This is a genomic window from Streptomyces sp. NPDC048462 (assembly GCF_043200175.1).
Taxonomy (GTDB): domain Bacteria; phylum Actinomycetota; class Actinomycetes; order Streptomycetales; family Streptomycetaceae; genus Streptomyces.
This window is the reverse complement of sequence record NZ_JBICXG010000005.1, coordinates 386648-411039: the sequence shown is the minus strand read 5'-3', so window position 1 is coordinate 411039 and position 24392 is coordinate 386648. Positions and strand designations below refer to the sequence as shown.

24 protein-coding genes and 1 riboswitch are annotated in these 24392 nt (G+C 71.3%); of the genes, 13 read left to right on the top strand and 11 right to left on the bottom strand.

Annotation, left to right across the window (positions count from 1 at the left end; genetic code table 11):
• Positions 1-114: 114 nt before the first annotated feature.
• From ACGFU6_RS12785 to ACGFU6_RS12775, 3 genes are read right to left on the bottom strand one after another with little or no spacing between them, the layout of a single operon-like run.
• The gene (locus ACGFU6_RS12785) at positions 115-579 is read right to left on the bottom strand and encodes a DUF4240 domain-containing protein (RefSeq protein ID WP_393610290.1); all 465 of its coding nucleotides are present in this window, start codon (positions 577-579) and stop codon (positions 115-117) included.
• A gap of 56 nt (positions 580-635) precedes the next feature.
• Positions 636-1505 (bottom strand): nucleotidyltransferase, encoded by an 870-nt coding sequence (locus ACGFU6_RS12780; RefSeq protein ID WP_393610289.1) that lies wholly within the window; start codon positions 1503-1505, stop codon positions 636-638.
• A gap of 7 nt (positions 1506-1512) precedes the next feature.
• The gene (locus ACGFU6_RS12775; protein WP_393610287.1) at positions 1513-2055 is read right to left on the bottom strand and encodes an SLATT domain-containing protein; all 543 of its coding nucleotides are present in this window, start codon (positions 2053-2055) and stop codon (positions 1513-1515) included.
• A gap of 249 nt (positions 2056-2304) precedes the next feature.
• On the opposite strand from ACGFU6_RS12775, the gene ACGFU6_RS12770 reads away from it, so the two are divergent.
• The 5 genes from ACGFU6_RS12770 (at position 2305) to ACGFU6_RS12750 (ending at position 8347) form a co-directional block, all read left to right on the top strand.
• Entirely contained in the window at positions 2305-3120 is an 816-nt protein-coding gene (locus tag ACGFU6_RS12770) for an ATP-binding cassette domain-containing protein (protein WP_393610285.1), read from the top strand.
• A complete protein-coding gene (locus tag ACGFU6_RS12765) occupies positions 3092-5179 on the top strand; it encodes a YhgE/Pip family protein (RefSeq protein WP_393610284.1) in 2088 nt (695 codons plus the stop codon). Before ACGFU6_RS12770 ends, ACGFU6_RS12765 begins: the two co-directional genes overlap by 29 nt.
• Before the next feature lie 29 nt (positions 5180-5208).
• Positions 5209-5820 carry a TetR/AcrR family transcriptional regulator gene (locus tag ACGFU6_RS12760; protein WP_393610282.1) on the top strand — a complete coding sequence of 204 codons (612 nt, stop codon included), beginning with the start codon at positions 5209-5211 and terminating at the stop codon, positions 5818-5820.
• Between the two features lie 360 nt (positions 5821-6180).
• Complete coding sequence (locus ACGFU6_RS12755) at positions 6181-6798, top strand: DUF4126 domain-containing protein (protein ID WP_393610281.1); 618 nt, start codon at positions 6181-6183, stop codon at positions 6796-6798.
• Positions 6799-6829: 31 nt separating this feature from the next.
• Positions 6830-8347, top strand: coding sequence for a phytoene desaturase family protein (locus tag ACGFU6_RS12750; RefSeq protein ID WP_393610279.1), 1518 nt, complete (start codon positions 6830-6832; stop codon positions 8345-8347).
• 19 nt (positions 8348-8366) lie between these two features.
• Here ACGFU6_RS12750 and ACGFU6_RS12745 read toward each other — a convergent pair whose 3' ends face one another.
• From ACGFU6_RS12745 to ACGFU6_RS12725, 5 genes are all read right to left on the bottom strand, one after another.
• Positions 8367-9356: a hypothetical protein gene (locus ACGFU6_RS12745; protein WP_393610278.1), complete on the bottom strand. Its 990-nt coding sequence runs from the start codon at positions 9354-9356 to the stop codon at positions 8367-8369.
• Between the two features lie 49 nt (positions 9357-9405).
• A complete protein-coding gene (gene metF / locus ACGFU6_RS12740; RefSeq protein ID WP_393610277.1) occupies positions 9406-10323 on the bottom strand; it encodes a methylenetetrahydrofolate reductase [NAD(P)H] in 918 nt (305 codons plus the stop codon).
• A gap of 144 nt (positions 10324-10467) precedes the next feature.
• Positions 10468-11121 carry a thiamine phosphate synthase gene (gene thiE, locus ACGFU6_RS12735; protein ID WP_393610276.1) on the bottom strand — a complete coding sequence of 218 codons (654 nt, stop codon included), beginning with the start codon at positions 11119-11121 and terminating at the stop codon, positions 10468-10470.
• A 137-nt stretch (positions 11122-11258) separates the two neighbouring features.
• Positions 11259-11624, bottom strand: coding sequence for an Rv2175c family DNA-binding protein (locus ACGFU6_RS12730; RefSeq protein WP_393610275.1), 366 nt, complete (start codon positions 11622-11624; stop codon positions 11259-11261).
• Positions 11625-11706: 82 nt separating this feature from the next.
• On the bottom strand, positions 11707-12891 hold the full coding sequence (locus ACGFU6_RS12725) for an NAD(P)/FAD-dependent oxidoreductase (protein WP_393610324.1): 1185 nt from the start codon (positions 12889-12891) through the stop codon (positions 11707-11709).
• 193 nt (positions 12892-13084) lie between these two features.
• A riboswitch (TPP riboswitch) is annotated at positions 13085-13197 on the top strand.
• Between ACGFU6_RS12725 and thiO the strand changes: the two genes are divergently transcribed.
• From thiO to ACGFU6_RS12695, 6 genes are all read left to right on the top strand, one after another.
• Entirely contained in the window at positions 13195-14373 is a 1179-nt protein-coding gene (gene thiO, locus ACGFU6_RS12720) for a glycine oxidase ThiO (protein ID WP_393610322.1), read from the top strand. Its footprint overlaps the riboswitch before it by 3 nt.
• On the top strand, positions 14370-14588 hold the full coding sequence (gene thiS / locus ACGFU6_RS12715; RefSeq protein ID WP_393610274.1) for a sulfur carrier protein ThiS: 219 nt from the start codon (positions 14370-14372) through the stop codon (positions 14586-14588). Before thiO ends, thiS begins: the two co-directional genes overlap by 4 nt.
• 2 nt (positions 14589-14590) lie before the next feature.
• Positions 14591-15385, top strand: coding sequence for a thiazole synthase (locus ACGFU6_RS12710; protein ID WP_393610272.1), 795 nt, complete (start codon positions 14591-14593; stop codon positions 15383-15385).
• A gap of 124 nt (positions 15386-15509) precedes the next feature.
• Positions 15510-17429, top strand: coding sequence for a Stk1 family PASTA domain-containing Ser/Thr kinase (gene pknB / locus ACGFU6_RS12705; protein WP_393610271.1), 1920 nt, complete (start codon positions 15510-15512; stop codon positions 17427-17429).
• A gap of 6 nt (positions 17430-17435) precedes the next feature.
• Positions 17436-18293, top strand: a complete 858-nt coding sequence (locus tag ACGFU6_RS12700; RefSeq protein WP_393610269.1) for a deoxyribonuclease IV — start codon at positions 17436-17438, stop codon at positions 18291-18293.
• A 156-nt stretch (positions 18294-18449) separates the two neighbouring features.
• Positions 18450-18914 carry a DUF4396 domain-containing protein gene (locus ACGFU6_RS12695; RefSeq protein WP_393610268.1) on the top strand — a complete coding sequence of 155 codons (465 nt, stop codon included), beginning with the start codon at positions 18450-18452 and terminating at the stop codon, positions 18912-18914.
• A gap of 14 nt (positions 18915-18928) precedes the next feature.
• Here the strand turns inward: ACGFU6_RS12695 and ACGFU6_RS12690 are convergent, their stop codons facing one another.
• The gene (locus ACGFU6_RS12690) at positions 18929-19561 is read right to left on the bottom strand and encodes a sulfite oxidase-like oxidoreductase (RefSeq protein WP_393610267.1); all 633 of its coding nucleotides are present in this window, start codon (positions 19559-19561) and stop codon (positions 18929-18931) included.
• A 154-nt stretch (positions 19562-19715) separates the two neighbouring features.
• Here ACGFU6_RS12690 and bfr point away from each other — a divergent pair, with 154 nt between their 5' ends.
• On the top strand, positions 19716-20195 hold the full coding sequence (gene bfr, locus ACGFU6_RS12685) for a bacterioferritin (RefSeq protein WP_123470058.1): 480 nt from the start codon (positions 19716-19718) through the stop codon (positions 20193-20195).
• A gap of 37 nt (positions 20196-20232) precedes the next feature.
• Here bfr and ACGFU6_RS12680 read toward each other — a convergent pair whose 3' ends face one another.
• The gene (locus tag ACGFU6_RS12680; RefSeq protein ID WP_393610265.1) at positions 20233-20499 is read right to left on the bottom strand and encodes a bacterioferritin-associated ferredoxin; all 267 of its coding nucleotides are present in this window, start codon (positions 20497-20499) and stop codon (positions 20233-20235) included.
• Positions 20500-20669: 170 nt separating this feature from the next.
• Positions 20670-22016 carry a class II 3-deoxy-7-phosphoheptulonate synthase gene (locus tag ACGFU6_RS12675; RefSeq protein WP_164494414.1) on the bottom strand — a complete coding sequence of 449 codons (1347 nt, stop codon included), beginning with the start codon at positions 22014-22016 and terminating at the stop codon, positions 20670-20672.
• A 196-nt stretch (positions 22017-22212) separates the two neighbouring features.
• Between ACGFU6_RS12675 and ACGFU6_RS12670 the strand changes: the two genes are divergently transcribed.
• Positions 22213-24270, top strand: a complete 2058-nt coding sequence (locus ACGFU6_RS12670) for an N-acetylmuramoyl-L-alanine amidase (protein WP_393610264.1) — start codon at positions 22213-22215, stop codon at positions 24268-24270.
• The last annotated feature ends 122 nt before the right edge of the window (positions 24271-24392 follow it).

Below are 24392 nucleotides of genomic sequence, written 5' to 3'. Positions count from 1 at the left end.
AACTCAGGCGGGTAGTTCTTCATGACCACGAGATGTCCGTTCTCAGATCCGCAGGATCCAGTGTCTCGTGTGTCCAACATCAGGGGTCAAGGCCCCACACCGCAGGTCGGTGCCTCAAGGGCGCCCGGGCCATCCGTCGCGGTTGGCGTACGACTCGAAGCTATGGCGGGTGGCTCGGTCCCACTCTTCGCCCGTCGCCTGCTCGTATGCCTGCTGGGTAACGTAGAGGAGTGACTCGCCCTCCATGGTTGTCGCTGTGAAGGGGGAGAATCGAGCTGACTCCTCGAAGACGCTCTCGTAGGCCTCGCGTCCCGCCGCGACCAGAGCGCAGCGGGAGTAGAGAAAGTGATCGCCGGACTGGGGGAACGGACCGCCTGGCCTGCTCATATCCGCCACGGGCAGCAGTCCGAACTTCTCCTGATCCAGGCGGTACAGAGCTTCGGCCAATCGTTCACCGAAGCCTGTGATCTCGGCTGCTGACCGCTGTGCCAACACCTCGACCAACCGTGTGCAACGGCCCTGATCGGCACGCCCTTCAAGCACTTCGATCAGAGTCCAGAAGTCTCGCCAGCTCATCATCGGCACAGCGTCGCACGTGCCACTGACACTTACACGCCCGCAGGGGCACCGGCCAGTCAGCGCTTGGGAAACTGGTGGCCGAACAGCAGGTTCAGGTAGTCGAAAGCCTGTGGCATGTTGTTGGCATTCTCAGCGGTGACGGCCTTGCGGGCGCGAGTCGCAGCGGTGTGGAGGTTGGACGAGGCCGTAGTTTTCGTTGCCGTGCTGGAGCACGCGGAGAACCGGCTCGCCTTCCCCAGAGGGTCGTTCATGTCTGCTAGCGCGACCTTGTCGAGCCACTCCAGATAGCCGCATAGATGTAGGGCGGCACTGAAGTGTGTCTGAACCGCCATGTACTGGGCTGCACGCATCTCCAGGTAGAAGGAGGAGATTGGCACCTGGTTGTAGTACTTCCACGCCTTGGCAAGTCGGGCCAACTTCTTCGCGCCGCCGACGATGCCAGCCTGTTGATTGACCCCGTTGACGTAGTCCAGGTGCACTGTCGGGGCCGAACTCATCCACCCGTTGGCTGGTCCGGGGATGTCGTAGACGGGCGTTTCAGCCTTGGGGGACGTACGGAACCCCGGGAGGATCTCCCACTGCTCCGCTCCACCAGCGAACCGGACGACGACGGTGGGCCGGCGGATCTCCACGATGGTCGTAGGGAAGCTGGCTTTGAGGGCTTCCTTCACCCACTGCAGAGCGGTGTCGGAAGTGGGCCGACTGCCGGTCATGCTGACCAGCAGATCCACGTCGCAGTGGTTCCGAACCCCGGTTCCATGACCAAATGAGCCGGTCTCGCGGAAGAGGTACACACCAAATCGGGCGGAACCCTTAAGCGAGGTCTCGACGCTGAACCGATGCCGGACTTTGGCATCTCGATCACTCTGGAGGGGCGTAAGTCGTTCCAGGAAGATGCCAAATGCCTGTGGGACCGTGAGTGCCATCGCTGTTCTACCGCCCCGTCGTGGTGGTCGTCTCGTCGACGGCGTAGGTCTGGCCGCCGCTGTCGATGTTGCGCTGGGCCCGTCTGTACGCCCGCTTGTTCGGGGGCTCGGCGGTCTTGTTCTGCTCGTCCCGTCGAGCCGTGAGTTCGGCCAGGGCCTGACGTGCCTCATCAACGGACGAGTAAGGCAGGTCGATCTTTCGGGCCTGACGAGCTGCAGTCTGGATCTCCAAGTAGGCGTTGCCTGCCGCTGCCGCCTGGTTCATTCGGTGCGAGGCGTTGATGGTGGTGAGGATGGCGCCGCAGCCAGACGCGACGAGCGCGAGGATGCCAGCCGGTACCCGCCCGGCGGTGGAAACAAGTGCGGCGGCGCCGGAGATGCCTGCCAGCACGCTTGCCGGCAGACCGAGCCCCAGGTTGATACCGCGCCACTGCTTGGTCAGCTCGAACTGCATCTGACCGCTGTACTTCGCGCTCTCTTCGAGCCGTTTCAGTTCGGCCTCTATCGCACTCCGACGCGTGGCCTCGGTCGGGCCATCAGGTTCTGTCATGGCGACAAGGTACGGGCAGGTGCTGACAGTTAGTCGCGGTATTCACCGTCCGACGGCCCTGCCGCCAGCGCGGGGCGTCCCGCTCGCCACCTTCGCCAAGTTCACCGGGACAAGAGCGCCCAAAGTTCGCCAGCTTGAGCGGTCGTTCGCCAGGTACGCAGAGACCGGACACCTGGGGTTTTGCTTCGATCGCGAGTTCGGGCTACCTTTTTGTACTGACCAGTCAGTGCAATGGAATGGGGAGGGCTTGTGGACAGCCCGCACGGGGCGGCCGTCACCGCCCGGAATCTGGGGCTCAAAGGGCCGCGCGGCTGGGCCTTCCGGGGCGTGACCTTCAGCGCCGGCTCCGGCTCACTGATCGCGGTCCAGGGCCCGTCCGGCTCCGGCCGCACCTGTCTGCTGCTCGCCCTCACCGGCCGGATGCGCCCGTCCGAGGGCGACGCCGAGACCGGCGGGCTGCGCCTGCCGCGCCGGGCCGCCGCCGTACGGCGCATCGCCGCGCTGGGGCCCGTGCCGGGGGTCAGCGAGCTGGACCCGGCCTTCACGGTCGCCGAGCACCTGCGCGAGCGCGCCCTGCTCCAGCGCCGCTACGACGGCTCCGTGCGCGCCCTGCTGCGGCCACGCCGCGAGCGTGTCGCCTCGGCCCGGTCCCGGATCGACGCGGCGCTGGACGCCGCCGGACTCGACCCGGCCACCCTGCCCAAGGCCGAACGGACCTCCGTACGGGATCTGGAGCGGCTGGAGGCGCTGCGGCTCTCCGTCGCCCTCTCGCTGATCGGGCGGCCGGCGCTGATCGCGGTGGACGACGCCGATCTGAAGCTCTCCGACACCGAGCGCGCCGAGGCCTGGGAGCTGCTGCGCTCCCTGGCCGCCGGCGGTACGACCGTGCTGGCCGTCTGCGGCGGCCCGGCCCCCGCCGACGCGGTGACCGTACGCACGGGGGCCGCGCCGGCGACCAGCCCCGCCGACAGCGCTGACGGCACCGACGCCGCGGAACCGGCGGACCCCACGGAATCCGACGACGAAGGGACCGCCGATGCGCTCGCCGCGACTGGCCGCTCTTGAGCTGCGGCGCTTCGGCCGGGGGAAGCTGCCGCGCGCGGCGCTGGCCGCCCTCCTGCTCCTTCCCCTGCTCTACGGCGCCCTGTACCTGTGGTCGTTCTGGGACCCGTACGGCCGCCTGGACCGCATCCCGGTCGCCCTGGTGAACGACGACAAGGGCGCCACCGCGGACGGCGGGCGCGTCCGGGCCGGGGACGAGATCACCGGCAGACTGCTCGACTCCAAGGTCTTCGACTGGCACGAGGTGAGCGCCCAGGAGGCCGACAAGGGCGTCGAGGACGGTACGTACTACCTCTCGCTGACCATGCCCTCGGACTTCAGCCGGCGGATCGCCTCCAGTGCGGGCGACTCCCCCGAGACCGGCGCGCTCCAGGTGCGCACCAACGACGCGAACAACTACATCGTCGGCCAGATCTCCAGGACGGTCTTCTCCGAGGTCCGCACCGCGGCCTCGGCCAACGCCTCGCGCGGCTTCCTGGACCGGATCTTCATCAACTTCTCCGACCTGCACGACGCGACGGCGAAGGCCGCCAAGGGCGCCGACGACCTCAGGGGCGGGATCGGCAAGGCGAAGAAGGGCTCCAAGGACCTCGCGGACGGGCTGAAGGACGCGAAGGCCGGGAGCAGCCGGCTGGCCGGGGGAATCGTCAAGCTGAACACCGGCGCGGGCGATCTGAAGACCGGCTCGCACCAGGTCGCGGACGGCACCCAGCTGCTCGCCGACAAGGTGAACGGCGTCGCGGCCGACATCCGCCCCTTCCTGAAGGACAACGGGAAGTCGATCGGGGACACCGCCCGGCTGGTGTCCGATTCCTCGCAGACCGTACGGGACAACCTCGACGTGCTGGTCAAGGCGGCGCCCGCCGCCGCCACCGCCGCGCACACGGCGTCCGAGGACCTCTCCGCCGTCCACCGCACCCGGTGCGAGGAGCAGCCGCTCCCCGACGCCACCGTCTGCCCGCCGCTCGCGCGGGCCGTGAAGGCGGCCGCCGACGTGGCGGCCGTGGCCGACGACGTGAACGTCCTGGTGACCAGCCAGCACGGAGATTTCAAGACGCTCCGCGCTCAGCTCACCACCCTGCAGAAGCAGGCCGACGCACTCGCCGAGCGCTCACCGCACCTGGACGAGGACCTGAACGGCGCGGTCAAGAAGATCAACGCGCTCAACACCGGCGCCCACAAGGTCGCCAAGGGCGCCGACCAGCTGCACACCGGGCTGGCCACGGCCAAGACGGGTTCGGCCGAGCTGAACACCGGCGTGGGCGACCTGAAGAAGGGCGCGACCAGCCTGGACAGCGGGATGATCCGGCTCGGCGACGGTTCGGCCACACTCGCCCAGGGCCTCGACGAGGGGGTCGGCAAGATCCCCGACTACGGCAAGAAGGACCGCGACGCCCGTACCGAGGTCATGGCCGACCCGGTGCAGCTCGCCTCCAAGTCGCTGCACGCCGCCCCGAACTACGGCACCGGCTTCGCGCCCTACTTCATCCCGCTCTCCCTCTGGGTCGGCGCGATGGTGGCGTACATGCTGATCCAGCCGCTCAACCGGCGCGCGCTGGCCGCCGGGGCCCCGTCCTGGCGGATCGCCCTCGCGGGCTGGCTGCCGGTGGCCGCGATCGGCCTGCTCCAGGTGGGCGCCCTGATGGCCGTACTGCACTGGGGACTCGGCCTGCAGATGGTCCGGGCGGCCGGGACGGTCGGCTTCCTGGCACTGGTCACCTGCTGCTTCGCCGCGATCGTGCAGTGGCTGAACGCCCGTTTCGGGGCGGCGGGACGCATCCTCGTCCTCGCCGTCCTGATGCTCCAGCTGACCTCGGCCGGGGGCACGTACCCCGTGCAGACCAGTCCGGGCTTCTTCAACGCGATCCACCCCTACCTGCCGATGAGCTACGTCGTCGAGGGGCTGCGCAGGCTGATCACGGGCGGCGGGCTCGGCCCGGTCTGGCAGGGCTGCGCGGTGCTGGCGGCCTTCACCGCGGGCGCGCTCGCGCTGACCGCCCTCTCGGCGCGCCGCAAGCAGATGTGGACCCTGGAGCGGCTGCACCCCGAGCTGAGCCTGTGAGCGCCCCGGGACCTGTGAGAATCAGGAGCATGGAAAGCAGTAGCACCACGCGCCGCCAGGCCACCCGGCAGAAGCTCTACGAGGCGGCCGTGACCCTCATCGCCGAGAAGGGGTTCTCGGCCACCACCGTGGACGAGATCGCCGAGCGCGCCGGGGTGGCCAAGGGCACGGTCTACTACAACTTCAAGAGCAAGACCGAACTGTTCGAGGAGCTGCTGCGCCACGGCGTCGGGCTGCTCACCGCATCGCTGCGCGCGGCGGCCGACGAGACCGACGCCAGGGGCGGCAGCCGGGTCGAGGCGCTGGACGCCATGATCCGGGCCGGTCTGGCCTTCATCGACCGCTATCCGGCCTTCACCCAGCTGTACGTGGCCGAGCTCTGGCGCACGAACCGGGCCTGGCAGGGGACCCTGCTGGTGGTGCGTCAGGAGGCCGTCGCCGTGGTCGAGGGGGTCCTCAGGGAGGGCGTCGCGAACGGCGAGCTCAGCGAGGAGATCGACATCCCGCTGACGGCGGCCGCGCTCGTCGGCATGGTGCTGGTGGCGGCGCTGGACTGGCAGGCGTTCCAGCCGGAGCGGTCGATCGACGACGTGCACTCGGCGCTGTCCCTGCTGCTGCACGGCCGGGTCAGCGGCCGCTGACCCGCCGTCGGCCGGCGGTCCGGACGCGCGACGACGCCGGCCGGACCGGGCCCGATCCCCCCGGGCCTCGCCCGACCGACGTCATCCGTGCTGCCGGAGAACCTCCCCCGTGACCCCGTTCACTCCCCCGCGGTCCCGGGTCCTCCGTCGCTGCCCCCGTTCGGACGGGGCCCCGCGCCTGTTCCGCAGCCCCGTGCCGGCGGTACCGGCGCGGCGCCCCTTCCGTGGTCACCACTCTGCCGTCCGCGCAGGTCGCGGCCCATCCGCGTCGCTACTCATCTCGCCCCCTAGGTACGGATACTCAGGCCTGCGCACCGAAGCCCTCCCGCGGCAGTACGCCGACTGGTTACGATCTCGTCCGTGTCCGTACTCCCTCTGGTGTTCACGAGCGGCTGGGCGAGCGGGATCAACGCCTACGCGGTGGTCCTCCTGCTCGGCATCTTCGGCGCGACCGGGGTGAGCGACGAGGTGCCCGCGTCCCTCCAGCGCACCGACGTGCTCGTCGTGGCCGCCGTGCTCTTCCTGTGCGAGATGGTGGCCGACAAGATCCCTTACGTGGACTCGGTCTGGGACACCGCGCACACCGTCATCAGGCCGGTCGCCGGAGCGGTCGTCGCGGCGCTGCTGGCGGGCGGGGACGGTTCGCTGCCGGAGCTCGCGGCCGGGGCCGTCGGCGGTTCCACCGCGCTGGCGAGCCATCTGGTGAAGGCGGGCACCAGGATGGCGGTCAACACCTCCCCCGAGCCGTTCAGCAACATCGCCGTGAGCACGGCCGAGGACCTGGGCGTGGCCGGGGTCGTCACGTTCGCCGTATTCCATCCCTGGATCGCGGCCACCATCGCCGCGACGCTGCTGGTGCTCGGGCTGGTGATACTGATCTTCCTGGCTTCCCGCATCCGCCGGTTCATGCGCCGCCGGGCGCAGCGGCGGGAGGAGAAGCGGCTGACCGCCGTCCCTTCCCGGTGGCCTGACGGCTGAGCTGTCGGTGGCGGCCGTTAAGGTCGCTGCCATGGCACGTATTGCGGTGATCGGCGCCGGGATGGGCGCGATGTCGGCGGCGGCCCGGCTGGCCGTGGCAGGCCACCGGGTGACGGTGTACGAGCGGTCGGAGACCTTCGGCGGCTCGGTGGGCCGCCATGCCCGGGGCGGCTTCACGTTCGACACCGGGCCCTCCCTCCTGCACCTGCCCGCGGTCTACCGCGACCTGTTCGTGAAGACGGGCAAGGAGCCGCTGGAGCGGTGCGTCACGCTGAGCCAGGTCGACCCGGCGAGCCGTCACGTCTTCGCGGACGGCACCGCGGTGTCGCTGCCGAACGCCTCGCGGTCCGGAGTCGTCACGGCGCTGGACGCCGCACTCGGGGACGGTGCGGGTGAGCGCTGGGGCACCTTCCTGGACCGGGCCGGGGATGCCTGGGACCGGTCCAGGCGGCCGTTGCTGGAGGAGCCGTTGCGCTCCGACTGGCAGGTGCTGGCCCGCGATCCGTACCCGGCGCCGCTACGCCGGCGGCTGCTGCGCCCGGCGCTGCGGGCCGGCACGGTGGCGGAGGTCGGTTCCTGGGAGCTGGCGGACCCCCGGCTGGCCGCCCTCCTCGACGGGTACGCGCTGTCCTACGGCCTGGATCCGCTGCGTGCCCCGGCGAGCACGGCCCTGCTGCCGTACATGGAGGAGACGTTCGGCAGCTGGTACGTCTCCGGCGGCATGCGGGCGCTGGCGCGGGCGGTGTACGAACGGTGCCTGGCGCGCAAGGTGGAGTTCGTCTTCGGTGCCGAGGTGGCCCGGGTGGTGGAGAAGGACGGGCGGGCGGCCGGCGTGGAGCTGGCCGACGGGACGGTCACGGAGGCCGCCCATGTGGTGCTGGGCGCCCGGCCGCGCCCTGAGCTGATGCCCGGTCAGGAGATTTGGCGGGACGGCGACCTGACGCCTCAGCCGCGACCGGGCGGCGCCGGGGCGACGGGCCGGTTCCTGGTGCTGCTGTCGCTGCGCGGCGCCCGGCCCTCGGATGCCGTGCACCGGACGCTGGTGCATCCGGCGGACGGGGCGGCCGAGCGCGAGGCGGTGTTCGGCGGCAGGCCCGCCGCGCACCCCACGGTGACGGTGCTGCGCCCCGACGACCCCTCGACCCGTCCCGACGCCGCGCACGAGGCGGTGACGCTGATGGCGACGGTCGCCCCGCACGGCCCGGTCGACTGGACGGACGCCGCGCTGCGGCAGGGTTACGCGGACACCCTGATCGACGCGGCGGAGGCGGCCGTGCCCGGCCTGCGTGACCGGGTGCTCCACACGGAGGTGCGGACACCCGCGGAGACGGCTGAGGAGACGGGTGCGCAGGGCGGCGCGGTTCCCCCGCCCGCGCTGGCCGGGGCCGGCGGCGGGTATCTGCACGCGGGGAACGGCACCCGGGTTCCGGGGTTGCTGCTGGCGGGCGGCTGGTCGCATCCGGGCGGCGGCCTCGCGCACGCGGGGATGTCGGGGACGCTGGTCGCCGGGATCGTCGTCGAGGGGGACGGCTTCCGCGGCTCCCAGTGAGGCGCCGCGGGCGGCGGTGTCAGTAGCGGTACTGCCCGTTGTGGCCGGTGTCGTAGCCGTTCGGGTACGGGGCCGGCTGGGCGGGCTGCTCCGGGGGCATCGAGGGGTAGTGCTGCTCGCCCTCGCGCTGCTGAGGCACCCAGACCCCGCCCGGGGGCGTCTCGGGGGCGTACTGCTGGGACTGCGCGTACGGGTCGTCGTACCGCTGCTGCCCGCCGTTGCTGTCGTGGTTCCCGTAGCTGTCGTACGTGCCGTACTGCGGGGCGCCCGTGGTCGTGCCCGTGCCGATGTACGGGTCGGAGTACGCGGCGTACTGCTGCCCGGATGTGCCGTAGTCGTACTGCCCGGCTCCCGCGTAGCCGTCCTGGTTCGCGTAGCTGCCCTGGCCGGGGTAGCCGTCCTGGTTCGCGTAGCTGTCCTGGCCGGGGTAGTCGTGCTGGCCGGCGTAGGCGTCCTGGCCCTGCGCCGGGTACGCGGAGTAGTCGGGGTAGGGCTCGTAGCCGGCGTACTGCGCCTCGCCCTGGGGCTGTTCGGGCTCCTGGTGCTGCTGTTCCTGCCTCGGCCGCGAGTCGGTGTAGACGCCGTACTGGCCGGTGTCGTCCGGCAGGGGCTCGGGCTCGTAGACCGCCGCCGGGTTCTGCGGGGCGTGGGGCGGTTCCGGGATCGCGCCGGGCTCGTACTCCATCTCCAGGTCCGAGACCTCCAGGCGGGGCTCGCGGTCGCTGTTGCCACGGCGACGGCGGCTCTCGCCGGGGCTGCCCCCTATGGCCCAGCCCGTCGAGAAGCCGCGCCGGAACGAGAGCGTGACGTACGTCTGGCCCGTCGCGAAGGCGATCGCGCCGATCACGATGACGGGCACGGACGGCATGAGCACACCGATGACCACACCGACGAACCCGGTGAAGGCGAGCAGGCGCCAGCGGAGCCGCGCCTTGTACTGGAGCAGCACCTCACCGAGCAGCCACAGCGCAACGATGCCGAACGCGATGTAGAGGACCGTCCAGCCCATGCCCGCCCCTTCTACGGCCACCGCCCCGGATCTCGGCGGGTATGGCCGGTCACGACTGCTTGTGCAGTCCGAGATTTTCGTAGATTTCGAGCGTCGCCGTCGAGTTGTTCAGCGTGATGAAGTGCAGCCCGGGAACACCCTCGGAGAGCAGCTTCGCGCAGAACCGCGTTGCGAAGTCGATGCCAATGGAGCGTACAGCGACGGGATCGTCCTTGGCGGCGAGGATGCGTTCTTTCAGGGCCGCGGGCAGGGTCGCGTTGCTGAGCTGCGCGAATCGCTCCAATTGCCGGACGCTCGTGAGGGGCATCACCTCGGGAATGACCGGGGTGTCGCAACCGGCGGCGACCACCCGGTCACGCATCCGCAGATAGTCCTCGGGATCGAAGAACATCTGGGTGATCGCATAGTCGGCACCGGCGCGGCACTTGTCCACGAAGTGCCGGATGTCGGTGTCCCAGTCGGCCGAGCGCGGATGCATCTCGGGGAACGCCGCGACGCCGACGCAGAAGTCCCCGGACTCCTTGATCAGCCGGACGAGGTCCGCCGCGTAGCGCACGCCCTGCGGGTGTTCGACCCACGGGCCCATCGGGTCGCCGGGCGGGTCCCCGCGCACGGCGAGGATGTTCCGGATGCCGGCGTCCGCGTACTGGCCGATCATGTTGCGCAGTTCGGCGATGGAGTGGTTAACCGCCGTGAGGTGCGCGACCGGGGTGAGGGTGGACTCGGCGGCGATGTCCTGGGTCGCCTTCACCGTCCCGGCCCGGGTGGACCCACCGGCTCCGTACGTCACCGATACGAAGCTCGGCCCGACCGCCTCGATCCGGCGCAGCGCGTTCCAGAGGTTGCGCTCGCCCTTCTCGGTCTTGGGCGCCCAGAACTCGAAGGAGTGCAGGGTCTTGCCGGTCGCGAGCATCTCACGCACGGTGCGCGCGCGATCTGTCCTGGTGGAGGGTGTGCCAAGGGCCATACCGGCAGGTTAACCAGGGCGTGACGGCCACCCAACCGAACTGGCGAGATTTGCCCGAATTGACCGGTACTTGTCCACGCTTCGGACACCGATGTCCCAAACACGCCCCTCGGGGGCCCTGTCCGCCCCGGCTGTTCCGCCGGATCAGGCGTCGGCGCGCGCCCGGACCCTCTTGGCCAGGCCGGCGGCGGCGGCGGCCGGGTCCGCGGCCTCGGTGAGGGCCCGGACGACGACGACGCGGCGCGCTCCGGCGTCGAGCACCTCGTCGAGGTTGCCGGCGTCGATGCCGCCGATGGCGAACCAGGGGCGGGCCGGGGCGAGCGAGGCGGCGTAGCGCACGAGGTCCAGGCCGGGTGCGTGGCGGCCCGGCTTGGTCGGGGTGGGCCAGCAGGGGCCGGTGCAGAAGTAGTCCACGCCCGCCTCGGCGACTGCGGCGTCGACCTCGGCCTCGGCGTGCGTGGAGCGGCCGATGACCACGTCCTGGCCGATGATCGCGCGGGCGGCCGGCACCGGCAGGTCGCCCTGGCCCAGGTGCAGCACGTCGGAGCCGATGGCGTGGGCGACGTCGGCCCGGTCGTTGACCGCGAGGAGCTTGCCGTGCCGCCGGCAGGCGTCGGCGAGGACCGCGAGGTGGTCGAGCTCCTCGGCCGCCTCCATGCCCTTGTCGCGGAGCTGGACGATGTCCACCCCGCCGGAGAGGACCGCGTCGAGGAACTCGGGGAGGTCTCCCTGGCGCCTGCGGGCGTCCGTGCACAGGTAGAGCCGGGCGTCGGACAGCTGCGCGCGAGGCGTGGACATGGTGCGGTTCCCCCCGGGAAAACGATGACGTTCGGTAGGCGGTGCGGATTCGGCAGGCGGTGCGGATTCGGCAGGCTGCGCTGAGGAGGGGATGCGGGCCGCGCCGTGCGGCCCGCATCCCCCTGTACGGCTGTCGGTCAGACGGCGAGCGCCTGGGCGCGGCGCTTCACCTCCGTGCCGCGATTCTCACTCAGCGCCTGCGCGGGCGTGCCCGGCAGGCTCGGGTCGGGGGTGAAGAGCCATTCCAGCATCTCCTCGTCGGAGTAGCCGTCGTCCCTCAGGAGCGTCAGGGTCCCCGCAAGGCCCTTGACCACCTTGTCGCCGTCGATGAAGGCGGCAGGCACCTGGAGCGCCCGGTTCTCACCACGTCGTACGGCGATGAGCTGGCCCTCCTTGACCAGCTGCCGCACACGCGCCACCTGGATATCGAACATTTCGGCGATATCGGGCAGGTGGAGCCAGGCAGGGACGAGAGCATCGATCTTTGCGTCAATCTCGGTCACGGGACAAGCCTGCCATCCCGGGCTGACAGCCGATACCCGGACTCCGCCCTTCAGGGCCCCGCGCCCCCCGGAGGAGGCCCGGCTACCGGGGCAGGGCCGACTTCAGCGGCACGGAGGCGTCGCCGGCCCGCTCCGGGTCGAGCCGTGTGCCGGCCTCGATGAGCCTGCGCCCCTGGATCAGGTCGCGCGGCCGGCCGACGGAGAGCACCGCGACCAGCACGCCGTCCCGCAGCCAGCACACGGACCAGGCGGGGCCGGCCGGATCACCGCGCCACAGCAGGGTGTCCGCGCCGTCGTGGTGGCCCGCGTACTGCACGAACCGGCCGAACTGCTCGGACCAGAAATAGGGCACGGGATCGTAGGCGGGCGACTCCTCACCGCCCTCCCCCGCCGCCCCGATGATGTGGGCGGCCGCGGTCCGCGGGCCCTGCAGCGCGTTGTCCCAGTGGTGGACCAGCAGCCGCGCCCCGTAGCGCGCGGAGGGGAAGGAGGCACAGTCCCCCACGGCGTACACGTCGGGCAGCGAGGTGCGCAGCGCCGCGTCGGCGGTCACCGATCCGTCGGGCCCGAGCTCGACGCCGGAGCCGGCGAGCCAGCCGGTGGCGGGCCGTGCGCCGATCCCGACGACGACGGCGTCGGCCGGGAGGGCGCGGCCGTCCGCCAGGACCACCCGGCCGGGCTCGACGCGGGCCACCCGCGCCCCGGTGAGGAGTTCGGCGCCGCTCTGCGCGTACCAGGCGGCCATCGGGGCGGCGACCTCGGCGGGCAGGGCGCCCGCCAGGGGCCGGGCGGCGGCCTCGACGACGGTGACCTCGCAGCCTGCGGCGCGGGCCGCGGTGGCGAACTCGGCGCCGATCCAGCCCGCGCCGACGACCACGACGGCGTGCCGGGCCTCCAGGACGGGCCGCAGCCGCGCCGCGTCGTCCAGGGTGCGCAGCAGATGGACGCCGGGCACACCCTCGGAGCCGGGCAGCACGACGGGTTCCGCGCCGGTGGCGACGACCAGGACGTCGTAGGGGACGGGCCCGTCGGAGGTGTCCAGTTCGTGGTCGGCGGCGCGCAGGCCCGCGACCTCGACGCCCAGCCGGAGCCCGATGCCGAGTGTCTCGAAGTCGATGTCGAAGGCGGATTCCTCGGCCTTGCCGAGCAGCACCGCCTTGGACAGCGGTGGGCGGTCGTAGGGCTGGTGGGGTTCGGCGCCGATGAGGGTGAGCGCGCCGGTGAAGCCCTGCTCCCGCAGGGCCACCGCCGTCTGCACGCCCGCCATGCCCGCACCGACGACGACCACCCGCCGCCCGGCCCGCTCCGACTGCCGTTCCGGTCGCTCCGCCCGCTGCTGCTCGTTCACCCGACCACCTTAATCAACTGACGGCCCGTCAGGAAAGGGGTTCCTCGCCGCCCCCGTACCGCCGCCCTCCTGCTTTACCCGGTGCGGGGGGCGGGGTCTAGGGTGGCCCACGTAAAAGACTCGCGGGAGCCCGGACGCACCGGGCTGAGAGGGAGGCTGGACGGCCTCCGACCGTACGAACCTGATCCGGGTCATGCCGGCGAAGGGAGGGGCTGGATGCCCATGCCTGTCCACCGCGCGAGCGGGTCCGACGTCCTCGTCATCGGGGGCGGGATCATCGGCCTGGTGACCGCCTGGCGGGCCGCGCAGCGCGGTCTGTCGACCGCCGTCGCCGACCCCGACCCGGGCGGCGGCGCCGCCCGGGTCGCGGCCGGGATGCTGGCCGCCGTCACCGAACTGCACTACGGCGAGGAGATGCTGCTGGGGCTCAACGTCGCCTCCGCCGCGCGCTATCCGGCGTTCGCGGCCGAGCTGGAGGCGGCGAGCGGGCAGGACATCGGCTTCCGCGCCTGCGGCACCCTGGCCGTCGCGCTGGACACCGACGACCGCGCCCATCTGCGGGAGCTGCACGAGCTGCAGCGCCGCTCCGGGCTGGAGTCGGAGTGGCTGACCGGCCGCGAGTGCCGGCGTCTGGAACCGATGCTCGCGCCGGGCGTACGCGGCGGCCTCCGGGTCGACGGCGACCACCAGGTCGACCCGCGCCGGCTGGCCGCCGCGCTGCTGACGGCGTGCGAGCGGGCCGGGGTCGTCTTCCACCGGCAGCGGGCCGAACGGCTCCGCGTGGTGCGCGACCGGGCGACCGGGGCCGTGCTGGCCGACGGTTCGGAGCCGGCCGCCGATCAGGTCGTGCTCGCCGCCGGCAGCTTCAGCGGCCGGCTCGCGGGCGTGCCCGATCAGGTCCTGCCGCCGGTCCGCCCGGTCAAGGGCCAGGTGCTGCGGCTGACCGTACCCACCGCGTACGCCCCCTTCCTCAGCCGCACCGTGCGGGCCGTGGTGCGCGGCAGCCACGTCTATCTCGTACCGCGCGAGAACGGCGAGCTGGTGGTCGGCGCCACCAGCGAGGAGATGGGCTGGGACACCACCGTCACGGCCGGTGGGGTGTACGAGCTGCTGCGCGACGCCCACGAGCTGGTGCCCGGCATCACCGAACTGCCGCTCACCGAGACCCGGGCCGGTCTGCGCCCCGCCTCCCCCGACAACGCCCCGCTGCTCGGCCGCACCGCGCTGCCCGGCCTCCACCTCGCCACCGGCCACCACCGCAACGGGGTGCTCCTCACCCCGGTCACCGGTGACGCCATGGCGCAGCTGCTGGCCGACGGCGAGCTGCCCGAGGTGGCCCGCCCCTTCTCCCCCGGCCGCTTCCCGGCCGCCGCCCCCGTCCGACAGGAGCAGCACGCATGACCGCGCCCACTTCCCTGGCCGTCTCCGTGAACGGCGAGGCCGTCACCGTCGCCGGGGGCACCACCCTGGACGCCCTCGTCGCGACCCTGACCCCAGCGCCGTCGGGTGTCGCGGCGGCGCTCAACGAGACCGTCGTACCGCGCGGGCAGTGGTCCGCCGCGACGCTCACCGACGGCGACCGGGTCGAGGTCCTGACCGCTGTCCAGGGAGGCTGACCGTGTCCGACGACCTCTTCACCCTCGGGGACACCGTCTTCGGCTCCCGGCTGATCATGGGGACGGGCGGGGCGGCCGGCCTCGACGTGCTGGAGCGCTCGCTGACCGCATCCGGCACCGAGCTGACCACCGTCGCGATGCGCCGCCTGGACCCGACCGTGCGGGGTTCCGTGCTCTCGGTGCTGGAGAAGCTCTCCATCCGCGTCCTGCCGAACACCGCGGGCTGCTTCACGGCGGGCGAGGCCGTGCTCACCGCCCGCCTGGCCCGCGAGGCGCTCGGCACGGACTGGGTCAAGCTGGAGGTGGTGGCCGACGAGCGCACCCTGCTGCCCGACCCGGTCGAGCTGCTGGACGCCGCGGAGATCCTGGTGGACGACGGTTTCACCGTGCTGCCGTACACCAACGACGACCCGGTGCTCGCCCGGAAACTGGAGGACGTGGGGTGCGCGGCGGTCATGCCGCTCGGCTCCCCCATCGGTTCGGGGCTCGGTATCCGCAACCCGCACAACTTCCAGCTGATCACCGAGCGGGCCCGGGTCCCGGTGATCCTGGACGCGGGCGCCGGGACGGCTTCGGACGCGGCGTTCGCCATGGAGCTCGGGTGCGCGGCTGTGATGCTCGCCTCGGCGGTGACCCGGGCCCAGGAGCCCGAGCTGATGGCCGCCGCGATGCGGCACGCGGTGGCGGGCGGGCGGCTCGCGTACCGCGCGGGCCGCATCCCGCGCCGCCACTTCGCCGAGGCATCGTCGCCGGTGGCGGGGCGTGCGGCGCTCGATCCGGAGCGCCCGGCGTTCTGATCCGGGCGTTCCCGGAGCCGAGGCGGCCGCGGATCGCGTGTCCCTGTCACGACTCGGCTGCAGTACGGCTCCGGGATCGCCCCGGGCAGTCGGCGGTGTCCGTGGCGGCTCGTAGACTCGCTGCGTGGATACGACCCTCCAGGACCCTCTCGTCGGGCAGCTGCTCGACGGCCGCTACCGCGTCGATGCGCGCATCGCCGTGGGCGGCATGGCCACGGTCTACCGGGCCATGGACACCCGCCTCGACCGGGTGCTCGCCCTCAAGGTGATGCACCCGGCGCTCGCGACCGACGCCTCGTTCGTCGAGCGCTTCATCCGCGAGGCCAAGTCGGTGGCGGGGCTCGCGCACCCCAACGTGGTCGGGGTGTTCGACCAGGGGGCCCAGGAGCAGTACGTCTACCTGGCGATGGAGTACGTCGCGGGCTGCACGCTGCGCGATGTGCTGCGCGAGCGGGGGGCGCTGCAGCCCCGGGCCGCTCTGGACATCCTGGAGCCGGTGCTCGCCGCGCTCGGCGCCGCGCACCGGGCGGGCTTCGTCCACCGGGACATGAAGCCGGAGAACGTGCTCATAGGCGACGACGGCCGGGTCAAGGTCGCGGACTTCGGCCTGGTGCGGGCCGTGGGCACGGTCACCAACACCACCGGGTCGATCCTGGGCACCGTCTCCTATCTCGCCCCCGAGCAGATCGAGCGCGGCACCGCGGACACCCGCGCCGACGTCTACGCGTGCGGTGTGGTGCTGTACGAGATGCTCACCGGCGCCAAGCCGCACACCGGGGAATCCCCCGCCCAGGTCATCTACCAGCATCTGAACGAGGACGTCCCGGCCCCCTCCGCCCTCGTCCCCGGTCTCCCGTCCGGGCTCGACCGGCTGGTGGCGAGCGCCACCGCACGGGACCCCGAGGTGCGGCCGTTCGACGCGGTGGCGCTGCTCGCCGAGTCCCGCACGGCCCGCTCCGGCCTCACCGACGCCCAGCTGGACGCCCTACCGCCGCAGGCCCTGGCCGAGGCGCGCGACGCCGCCGAGGACCGTACGAGCGTGATCCACCGGGTGCTGCCGGCCGGCCAGGGCACCGCGCACCACACCAGCCGGCTGGAGATGCCCCCGCCGCTGCCGCCGGAGCGGCCCGCCCGCCGGGCCGGGCTCCTGGGCGGACCGCGGCGCGGCATGATCGCGGCGGTCATCGCGGTGCTGCTGGTCCTGGGGGTCGGCGGCGGCGTCTGGTACATCAACTCCGGACAGTTCACCCATGTCCCCTCGCTCCTCGGCCAGAGCGAGAAGGCGGCCAAGGGGCGGCTGTCGGACGCCGGTCTCGAACTGAAGGGCGTCGAGCGCGCCTACAGCGACACCGTCGACCGCGGCAAGGTGATCGACAGCGACCCGAAGTCGGCCGCCCGCATCCGGGGCAACGGCTCGGTGGAACTCGTCGTCTCGCGCGGACCGGAGATCGTGCAGGTGCCCGACGTCGAGGGCATCGCACTGGCCGAGGCCAAGCGGAAGCTGACGAAGGCGGGCCTGGTGCCCGGCATGGTCACCAAGGAGTTCAGCGAGGACGCGGCGGCCGGTGAGGTGGTGCGCACGGACCCGGAGGCGGGCACCGATCGCCATCCGGACACCGCGGTCGCGATGGTGGTCTCCAAGGGCAGCCCGGTCGACGTCCCCGACGTCACCGGCCTCTCCGTCGAGGACGCCACCGACGCGCTGGACGACGAGGGGCTGAAGGCCAAGGTGCTGCCGGACCGGGTGAACTCCCCACAGGACGCGGGCGACGTCGCCCAGCAGTCCCCCGCCGAGGGCCGGGAGGCCGCCGAGGGCGACACCATCACGCTGACGATCTCCAAGGGCCCGCGGATGACCGACGTGCCGGACGTCACCGGCAAGGACGTCGACGACGCCCGCAGCGAGCTGGAGGACGCGGGCTTCGAGGTCAAGGTCGACCGTCCGTTCCTCTCCTTCAGCGACACGGTCGCGAGCCAGTCCGTGGACGGCGGCGACCGGGCCCCCGAGGGCAGCACCATCACCATCAAGACCAAGGGGCTCTAGATCCGTATGCGCAACCCTGTCGGCGGCCATGTCCCGGTGGCCGGCGGCCTCGCCAAGGTCGGCCTCCCCTACGCCCGCGAGATGGGCGCGGAGGCCGTCCAGGTCTTCGTCGCCAATCCGCGCGGCTGGGCGGCCCCGGCCGGGAGCCCGGCACAGGACGAGCGTTTCCGCGCCGAGTGCGCCGCCGGGTCGATACCTGCGTACGTCCATGCCCCGTACCTGATCAACTTCGGCTCGCACACCGCGGCGACCGTCGAGAAGTCCGTGGACTCGCTGCGTCACTCCCTGCGCCGGGCCCGCGAGATCGGTGCCCTGGGGGTCGTGGTGCACACCGGGTCGGCGACCAACGGCCGGCCGCGCGAGGAGGCGCTGGCCCAGGTGCGCACGCACATGCGGCCGCTGCTGGACGAGCTGACGCACGACGACGACCCGTTCCTGCTGCTGGAGTCGACCGCCGGCCAGGGCTTCTCGCTCTGCTCGCGGACCTGGGACTTCGGCCCGTACTTCGAGGCGCTCGACGCCCATCCGAAGCTCGGCGTCTGCCTCGACACGTGCCACATCTTCGCGGCAGGACACGATCTGGCCGGTCCCGGCGGGATGAAGGAGACGCTGGACCTGCTGGTGGAGACGGTCGGCGCGGGACGGCTGAAGCTGATCCACGCCAATGACTCCAAGGACGTGGCCGGCGCCCACAAGGACCGGCACGAGAACATCGGCGCCGGTCACATCGGTGAGGAGCCGTTCCGGGAGCTGTTCTCCCACCCGGCCACCGAAGGCGTGCCGCTGATCATCGAGACACCGGGCGGCAAGGAGGGCCACGCGGCGGACGTGGCCCGGCTGAAGGAGCTGCGCGACCGGAGCTGACCGAGCCCGCCCACGGATGAGGGAATACCCCAGGGGGGTATATGGTTCCAGTAGTCGACAGGAACCGCCATCCGGCATTGGGGGATCGACATGCGGGACCACGCAGAGCACGCAGAGCCCACAGCCCGCTCAGGCCACGCAGGGCACGTTGAGCACATGAGCCACTCCGGTCATTCTCCCGGCGCCGTCGGGTGGCGGACGGCGGCTCGGGCCACCCTGCACTGCCTCACCGGATGCGCCATCGGCGAGGTGCTCGGCATGGTGATCGGCACGGCGCTCGGCTGGGGCAACACGGCGACGATGATCGTGGCGATCACGCTGGCCTTCTTCTTCGGCTACACGCTGACGCTGCGCTCCATCCGGAAGGCCGGCGTCGGCTTCCGCACGGCGTTCCGCGTCGCCCTCGCCGCCGACACCCTCTCGATCGCGGTGATGGAGCTGATCGACAACGGGCTGATCGCCCTGTGGCCCGGCGCCATGGACGCGACACTCGCGGACACGCTGTTCTGGGGGACGCTCGCGCTCTCGCTCGCCTTGGCCTTCGTCGTCACCACACCGGTCAACAAGTGGATGATCGCCCGGGGCAAGGGGCACGCGGTGGTGCACCAGTACCACCACTGAGTGGGGCCGGGGCCTCAGAGCTCGGGGCCGTCCCCGGGCTCCTCCTGGTAGGAGTAGCGCTGCTCCCGCCACGGATCGCCGATGTTGTGATAGCCGCGCTCCTCCCAGAAGCCGCGGCGGTCGGCGGTCATGTACTCGATACCCCGGACCCATTTGGGGCCCTTCCAGGCGTACAGCTGCGGAACGACGAGCCGGAGCGGGAAGCCGTGCTCGGCGGTAAGCAGCTCGCCGTCCTTATGGGTGGCGAAAAGAGCCCGATCGGCCATGAAGTCGTCGATCCTGAGGTTCGAGCTGAATCCGTATTCGGCCCAGACCATCACATGGGTGACATGGGGTGCGGGCGGCGCGAGTGCGACGACGTCACGGACGAGCACCCCGCCCCACTCTGCGCCGAGCATGCTGAATTTCGTCACGCAGTGCAGATCGGCGACGACCGAGGAGAACGGCAGCGCCGAGAATTCCCGATGGTCCCAGCAGTGCTTGTCACCATCGGCCGTGGCCCCGAAAACGCGGAATTCCCAGCGGTCGGGTTTGAACTTCGGCACCGGCCCGTAATGGGTGACCGGCCAGCCGCGCTGCAGTCGCTGTCCCGGCGGAAGCTCGGACTGCTCTGATGCGCGGTTTTCCCGGCTTTCCGGCTGACCCATGACTCCATGGTGACAGACAGGCAGGGGTGGTCATGACCAGCGCAGAGACGATTCGGGCATGCCTTACTAAGCATGTACTTACTGGACGGCCACCGGGTGCGATGCGAAGATGCGGCCAACTTGCCCAGTTCACCGGTTGGAAGGAGCCTCTGCGATGCAGGGCGACCCCGAGGTCCTTGAGTTCCTGAACGAGCAGCTGACCGCCGAATTGACTGCCATCAATCAGTATTTCCTGCACGCGAAGATGCAGGACAACTTCGGCTGGACGAAGCTCGCGAAGTACACCCGCTCCGAGTCGTTCGACGAGATGAAGCACGCCGAGATCCTGACCGACCGGATTCTGTTCCTCGACGGACTGCCGAACTACCAACGGCTCTTCCACGTCCGCGTGGGCCAGACGGTCACCGAGATGTTCCAGGCGGACCGCCAGGTCGAGGTGGAGGCGATCGACCGCCTCAAGCGGGGCATCGAGCTGATGCGCGGCAAGGGCGACATCACGTCCGCGAACATCTTCGAGTCGATCCTGGCCGACGAGGAACACCACATCGACTACCTCGACACCCAGCTGGAACTGGTCGAGAAGCTCGGCGAGCCGCTTTACATCGCGCAGCTGATCGAGCAGCCGGAGAGCTGACCTGCCCGCACGTTCCGGTGCCCGCGCCCGGCCGGGCTCAGGCGGCTTCGGGGAACCCGGCCGCCGGCGCGGGAGCGGTGCCCGCGTCGAGGCGCTCGACGGTGCCGGCCGGCTGCTTCTGGTCGAGCAGATCGCGGCGCGGACAGGCGCCGCGGCCGAGCATCGCCTGGATGGTGCGCACACAGCCGCCGCAGTCGGTGCCCGCCTTGCAGGCGGAGGCTATCTGGCGGGGCGTGCAGGCGCCGGCTTCCGCATGCTTCTTGACCTGCTGCTCCGTAACGCCGAAGCACGAGCAGACGTACATGCGGTTTCACCTCCCGGCGGGATGGGTCATGGCGGCCGCCCCGATAATCGGTGAGGCTAACCTAACCTTACCCGCCACTCAAGGTGGGTAAAAGCCCCGGAACGCCCTGTGGGGCACGGATCACATCGATCCGTGCCCCACAGTCGTAGCCGTGCTACCGGTGGTGATGCCTACTGGTCCCGGTACATCTCGGCGACCAGGAACGCGAGGTCCAGCGACTGGCTACGGTTGAGCCGGGGGTCGCAGGCCGTCTCGTAGCGCTGGTGCAGATCGTCCACGAAGATCTCGTGGCCGCCGCCGACGCACTCGGTGACGTCGTCACCGGTGAGCTCGACGTGGATGCCGCCCGGGTGGGTGCCGAGGCCCTTGTGCACCTCGAAGAAGCCCTTGACCTCGTCCAGGACGTCGTCGAAGCGGCGGGTCTTGTGGCCGGACGCGGCCTCGAAGGTGTTGCCGTGCATCGGGTCGGTGACCCAGGCGACGGTCGCGCCGGAGGCGGTGACCTTCTCGACCAGCTCGGGCAGCTTGTCGCGGACCTTGTCGGCGCCCATCCGGACGATGAAGGTCAGCCGGCCGGGCTCGCGCTCGGGGTCGAGGCGGTCGATGTAACCGAGCGCCTCGTCGACGGTGGTCGTCGGTCCGAGCTTGATGCCGATGGGGTTGCGGATCTTCGAGGCGAACTCGATGTGCGCGCCGTCCATCTGGCGGGTGCGCTCACCGATCCACACCATGTGGCCCGAGGTGTCGTACAGCTCGCCGGTGCGCGAGTCGGTGCGGGTCAGCGCCGACTCGTAGTCCAGCAGCAGGCCCTCGTGCGAGGCGTAGAACTCGACGGCCTTGAACTCGGCCGGGTCCGTGCCGCACGCCTTCATGAAGTTCAGCGCGTTGTCGATCTCGCGGGCCAGTGCCTCGTAGCGCTGGCCGGACGGGGACGACTTCACGAAGTCCTGGTTCCAGGCGTGCACCTGGCGCAGGTCGGCGTAACCGCCGGTGGTGAAGGCGCGGACGAGGTTCAGCGTGGAAGCGGACGCGTGGTACATCTGCTTCAGCCGGTCCGGGTCCGGAACGCGCTCGGCCTCGGTGAAGGCGAAGCCGTTGACGGAGTCGCCACGGTAGGTCGGCAGGGTCACGCCGTCGCGGGTCTCGGTCGACTTGGAGCGGGGCTTGGAGTACTGGCCGGCGATCCGGCCCACCTTGACGACGGGCACGGAGGCCGCGTAGGTGAGGACGGCGCTCATCTGGAGCAGCGTCTTCAGCTTGGCGCGGATGTGCTCGGCCGACACGGCGTCGAAGGCCTCGGCGCAGTCACCGCCCTGGAGCAGGAACGCCTCGCCCTTGGCGACGGCTCCCATGCGGGCGCGCAGCTGGTCGCACTCGCCGGCGAAGACGAGCGGCGGATACGACGCGAGGTCCGCGAGTACATCGCGCAGCGCCTCGGAGTCGGGGTACTCGGGCTGCTGCGCCGCGGGAAGGTCTCGCCAGGTGTTGCCACCGGCGACGGAGGTATTGGCGTTCACGGTCACGGGTCCCACATTACGGGGTCGTGTCGACTGCTTTTTCTGGTGCTCAGGGTCTGAGACGGATGACCTGGCGCGCCAGTGACGCGGGACACAGCCGGGGACTGCTAGCGTCTCGCTTTTCGCATTTGACGCATTCGACCACAGGGGTGGGGTTTTGAAGCGGAACCACCGCAAAGATCTCAGGAAGCGGCGAGTGTTCCACGGGGTGGGGGCGGCGGTCGTGGCGACCGCCGCGATCACGACCGTCGCCATGGCGTCCCAGGCCCCCGTGGCGGCCGACAGCAAGGCGGCCCCGGTTGCGACCGCCGCGCTGCAGGCCCAGTTCAGCGCCGCGGCGCGCGAGTTCGGCGTACCGCAGAGCGTGCTGATGGCGGTCTCGTACCGCCAGACGCTGTGGGAGAGCCACGACGGCGAGCCGAGCACCAGCGGCGCGTACAACGTGATGGGGCTCACCCGGGTCACCGCGGACGACGTCGAGCAGCCGACGGACGCGGAGCGGCTCGCGCACCTCGACATGAGCGGCGACCCGGCGGTGACGAAGCACTTCGACGCCGCCCGCGCGCTGCGCACCCTGCCGAAGCGGGTGGACACCGGCGCGGCCGAACTGCACACGCTGGACGAGGCCGCGAAGCTCATCGGCAGGCCGGCCGGCGCGGTGCGGGAGGACACGGCGCAGTCCGTCCGCGCGGGCGCGGCGCTGCTCGCGAAGTACCAGCGCGAGGCCACCGGCTCGCTGCCCGACGACGCCGGGGCGTGGTACCCGGCCGTGGCGCGCTACAGCCAGGCGGCGGACACCAAGGGCGCCACGCTCTTCGCCGACCGGGTCTTCGACTCGGTCAGGAGCGGTGAGAGCCGGCTGACGGCGGACGGCCGGCAGCTGTCGCTGCCCGCCGACCCGTCGGTGACCCCGGTCAGGCCCGCGGACATGCCGCCGGCGGCGGCCGACGCGAGCACCACCGCCGCCCCGGCGCCGGAGTGTCCGTCCGGGCTGAACTGCGACTTCAAGCCCGCCGGGTACAAGCAGAACAGCTCCACCCCGGACCACTTCGGCAACTACAACGTCGCGAACCGTCCGGCGAGCGGCGAGGACATCCGCTACATCGTCATCCACGACACGGAGGGCGGGTACGAGGGTTCGCTGGCCACCTTCCGGAACCCGGCGTCCTACGCGAGCGCGCACTATCTGATCCGGGCCAAGGACGGCCTGGTCACCCAGATGGTCGAGACCAGGAACGAGGCGTGGCACGCGGCGAACAAGACCGTGAACATGCACTCGGTGGGCATCGAGCACGAGGGCTACGCGATCAAGTCGGGCAGCTGGTACACCGAGCCGCAGTACGAGTCCTCCGCGGCGCTCGTGAAGTACCTCGCCGCCCGGTTCGCCATCCCCCTGGACCGTGAGCACATCATCGGCCACGACGAGGTGCCGGGCCCGCTGGACGCCAACGTCGCGACCCAGCACTGGGACCCGGGCCCCTTCTGGGACTGGAACCACTACATGTCCCTGATCGGCGCCCCGACCGGGGCGGGCGGCGCGGGCGGCCCGGTCAAGGCCGGCCAGGTCGTCAGGGTGGTGCCGCCGTTCACCACGGCCAACCGGCCGACGCTGACGTACGACGGCGGCACGGTGGCCAGACAGCCGGCGAACTTCGGCTACCTCTACACCTCGGCCTCCACGGCGTCGGCGATGATCACCGACCCGTACATGCCGAACGTGAAGGCCACCGACGGCCCGAACTGGGGCAACAAGGTCGTCGCCGGCGGCAGGTACGTCGTCGCGGCGGCCGAGGGCGACTGGACGGCCATCTGGTACGGCGGGAAGAAGGCCTGGTTCCAGAACCCGGGCGGCCGGTTCACCGAGGCGGTGGCCAAGACCGCCCAGCCGGTGCTGAAGCCCAGGGCCGGCCGGGCGTCCATCCCGGTGTACGGGCGCGCCTACCCGGAGGACGGCGCCTACCCGGGCACCGGCGTCCCGGTGCAGGAGAAGAACAGCGAGCCGTTGTCGAAGTACACCGTCCCGGCCGGCCAGGCATATCCCCAGGCCGGTCCGGCGCAGGCCGGTGACTACTGGTTCGCGGGTACGTTCGCCGGCACGGCCGACAACGACCGCACCCTGGTGAAGGGGAGCACGAACCTCTTCTACCCGATCCGGTTCAACCACCGCATCGGCTGGGTGAAGGCGAGCGACGTCCAGCAGGCGAGCAGTGCCGTCCCGGATGCCGGGACGGCATCCGGGATCCGGTCGGGGTGAACGGATCGGGGGAGCTCCGGTCCGTCAAGGGCACCGGCGGTGCGGCCAAGCCCTTCTCCGCCAGGGCGAAGGCCGGCACCGGCCGGCAGCTCAGCAACTCGCTGTTCTGATCCCGGCCCGGC

What these genes read in the sequence shown, in the direction of transcription:
- bfr (WP_123470058.1), top strand. Translation starts at nt 19,716, where the DNA reads ATGCAGGGCGACCCCGAGGTCCTTGAGTTCCTGAACGAGCAGCTGACC.
- ACGFU6_RS12690 (WP_393610267.1), bottom strand. Translation starts at nt 19,561, where the DNA reads ATGGGTCAGCCGGAAAGCCGGGAAAACCGCGCATCAGAGCAGTCCGAG.
- ACGFU6_RS12775 (WP_393610287.1), bottom strand. Translation starts at nt 2,055, where the DNA reads ATGACAGAACCTGATGGCCCGACCGAGGCCACGCGTCGGAGTGCGATA.
- ACGFU6_RS12695 (WP_393610268.1), top strand. Translation starts at nt 18,450, where the DNA reads ATGAGCCACTCCGGTCATTCTCCCGGCGCCGTCGGGTGGCGGACGGCG.
- thiO (WP_393610322.1), top strand. Translation starts at nt 13,195, where the DNA reads ATGCCTGTCCACCGCGCGAGCGGGTCCGACGTCCTCGTCATCGGGGGC.
- ACGFU6_RS12725 (WP_393610324.1), bottom strand. Translation starts at nt 12,891, where the DNA reads ATGGCGGGCGTGCAGACGGCGGTGGCCCTGCGGGAGCAGGGCTTCACC.
- ACGFU6_RS12750 (WP_393610279.1), top strand. Translation starts at nt 6,830, where the DNA reads ATGGCACGTATTGCGGTGATCGGCGCCGGGATGGGCGCGATGTCGGCG.
- ACGFU6_RS12700 (WP_393610269.1), top strand. Translation starts at nt 17,436, where the DNA reads ATGCGCAACCCTGTCGGCGGCCATGTCCCGGTGGCCGGCGGCCTCGCC.
- ACGFU6_RS12780 (WP_393610289.1), bottom strand. Translation starts at nt 1,505, where the DNA reads ATGGCACTCACGGTCCCACAGGCATTTGGCATCTTCCTGGAACGACTT.
- ACGFU6_RS12765 (WP_393610284.1), top strand. Translation starts at nt 3,092, where the DNA reads ATGCGCTCGCCGCGACTGGCCGCTCTTGAGCTGCGGCGCTTCGGCCGG.
- ACGFU6_RS12760 (WP_393610282.1), top strand. Translation starts at nt 5,209, where the DNA reads ATGGAAAGCAGTAGCACCACGCGCCGCCAGGCCACCCGGCAGAAGCTC.
- thiS (WP_393610274.1), top strand. Translation starts at nt 14,370, where the DNA reads ATGACCGCGCCCACTTCCCTGGCCGTCTCCGTGAACGGCGAGGCCGTC.
- ACGFU6_RS12745 (WP_393610278.1), bottom strand. Translation starts at nt 9,356, where the DNA reads ATGGGCTGGACGGTCCTCTACATCGCGTTCGGCATCGTTGCGCTGTGG.
- metF (WP_393610277.1), bottom strand. Translation starts at nt 10,323, where the DNA reads ATGGCCCTTGGCACACCCTCCACCAGGACAGATCGCGCGCGCACCGTG.
- ACGFU6_RS12785 (WP_393610290.1), bottom strand. Translation starts at nt 579, where the DNA reads ATGATGAGCTGGCGAGACTTCTGGACTCTGATCGAAGTGCTTGAAGGG.
- ACGFU6_RS12680 (WP_393610265.1), bottom strand. Translation starts at nt 20,499, where the DNA reads ATGTACGTCTGCTCGTGCTTCGGCGTTACGGAGCAGCAGGTCAAGAAG.
- thiE (WP_393610276.1), bottom strand. Translation starts at nt 11,121, where the DNA reads ATGTCCACGCCTCGCGCGCAGCTGTCCGACGCCCGGCTCTACCTGTGC.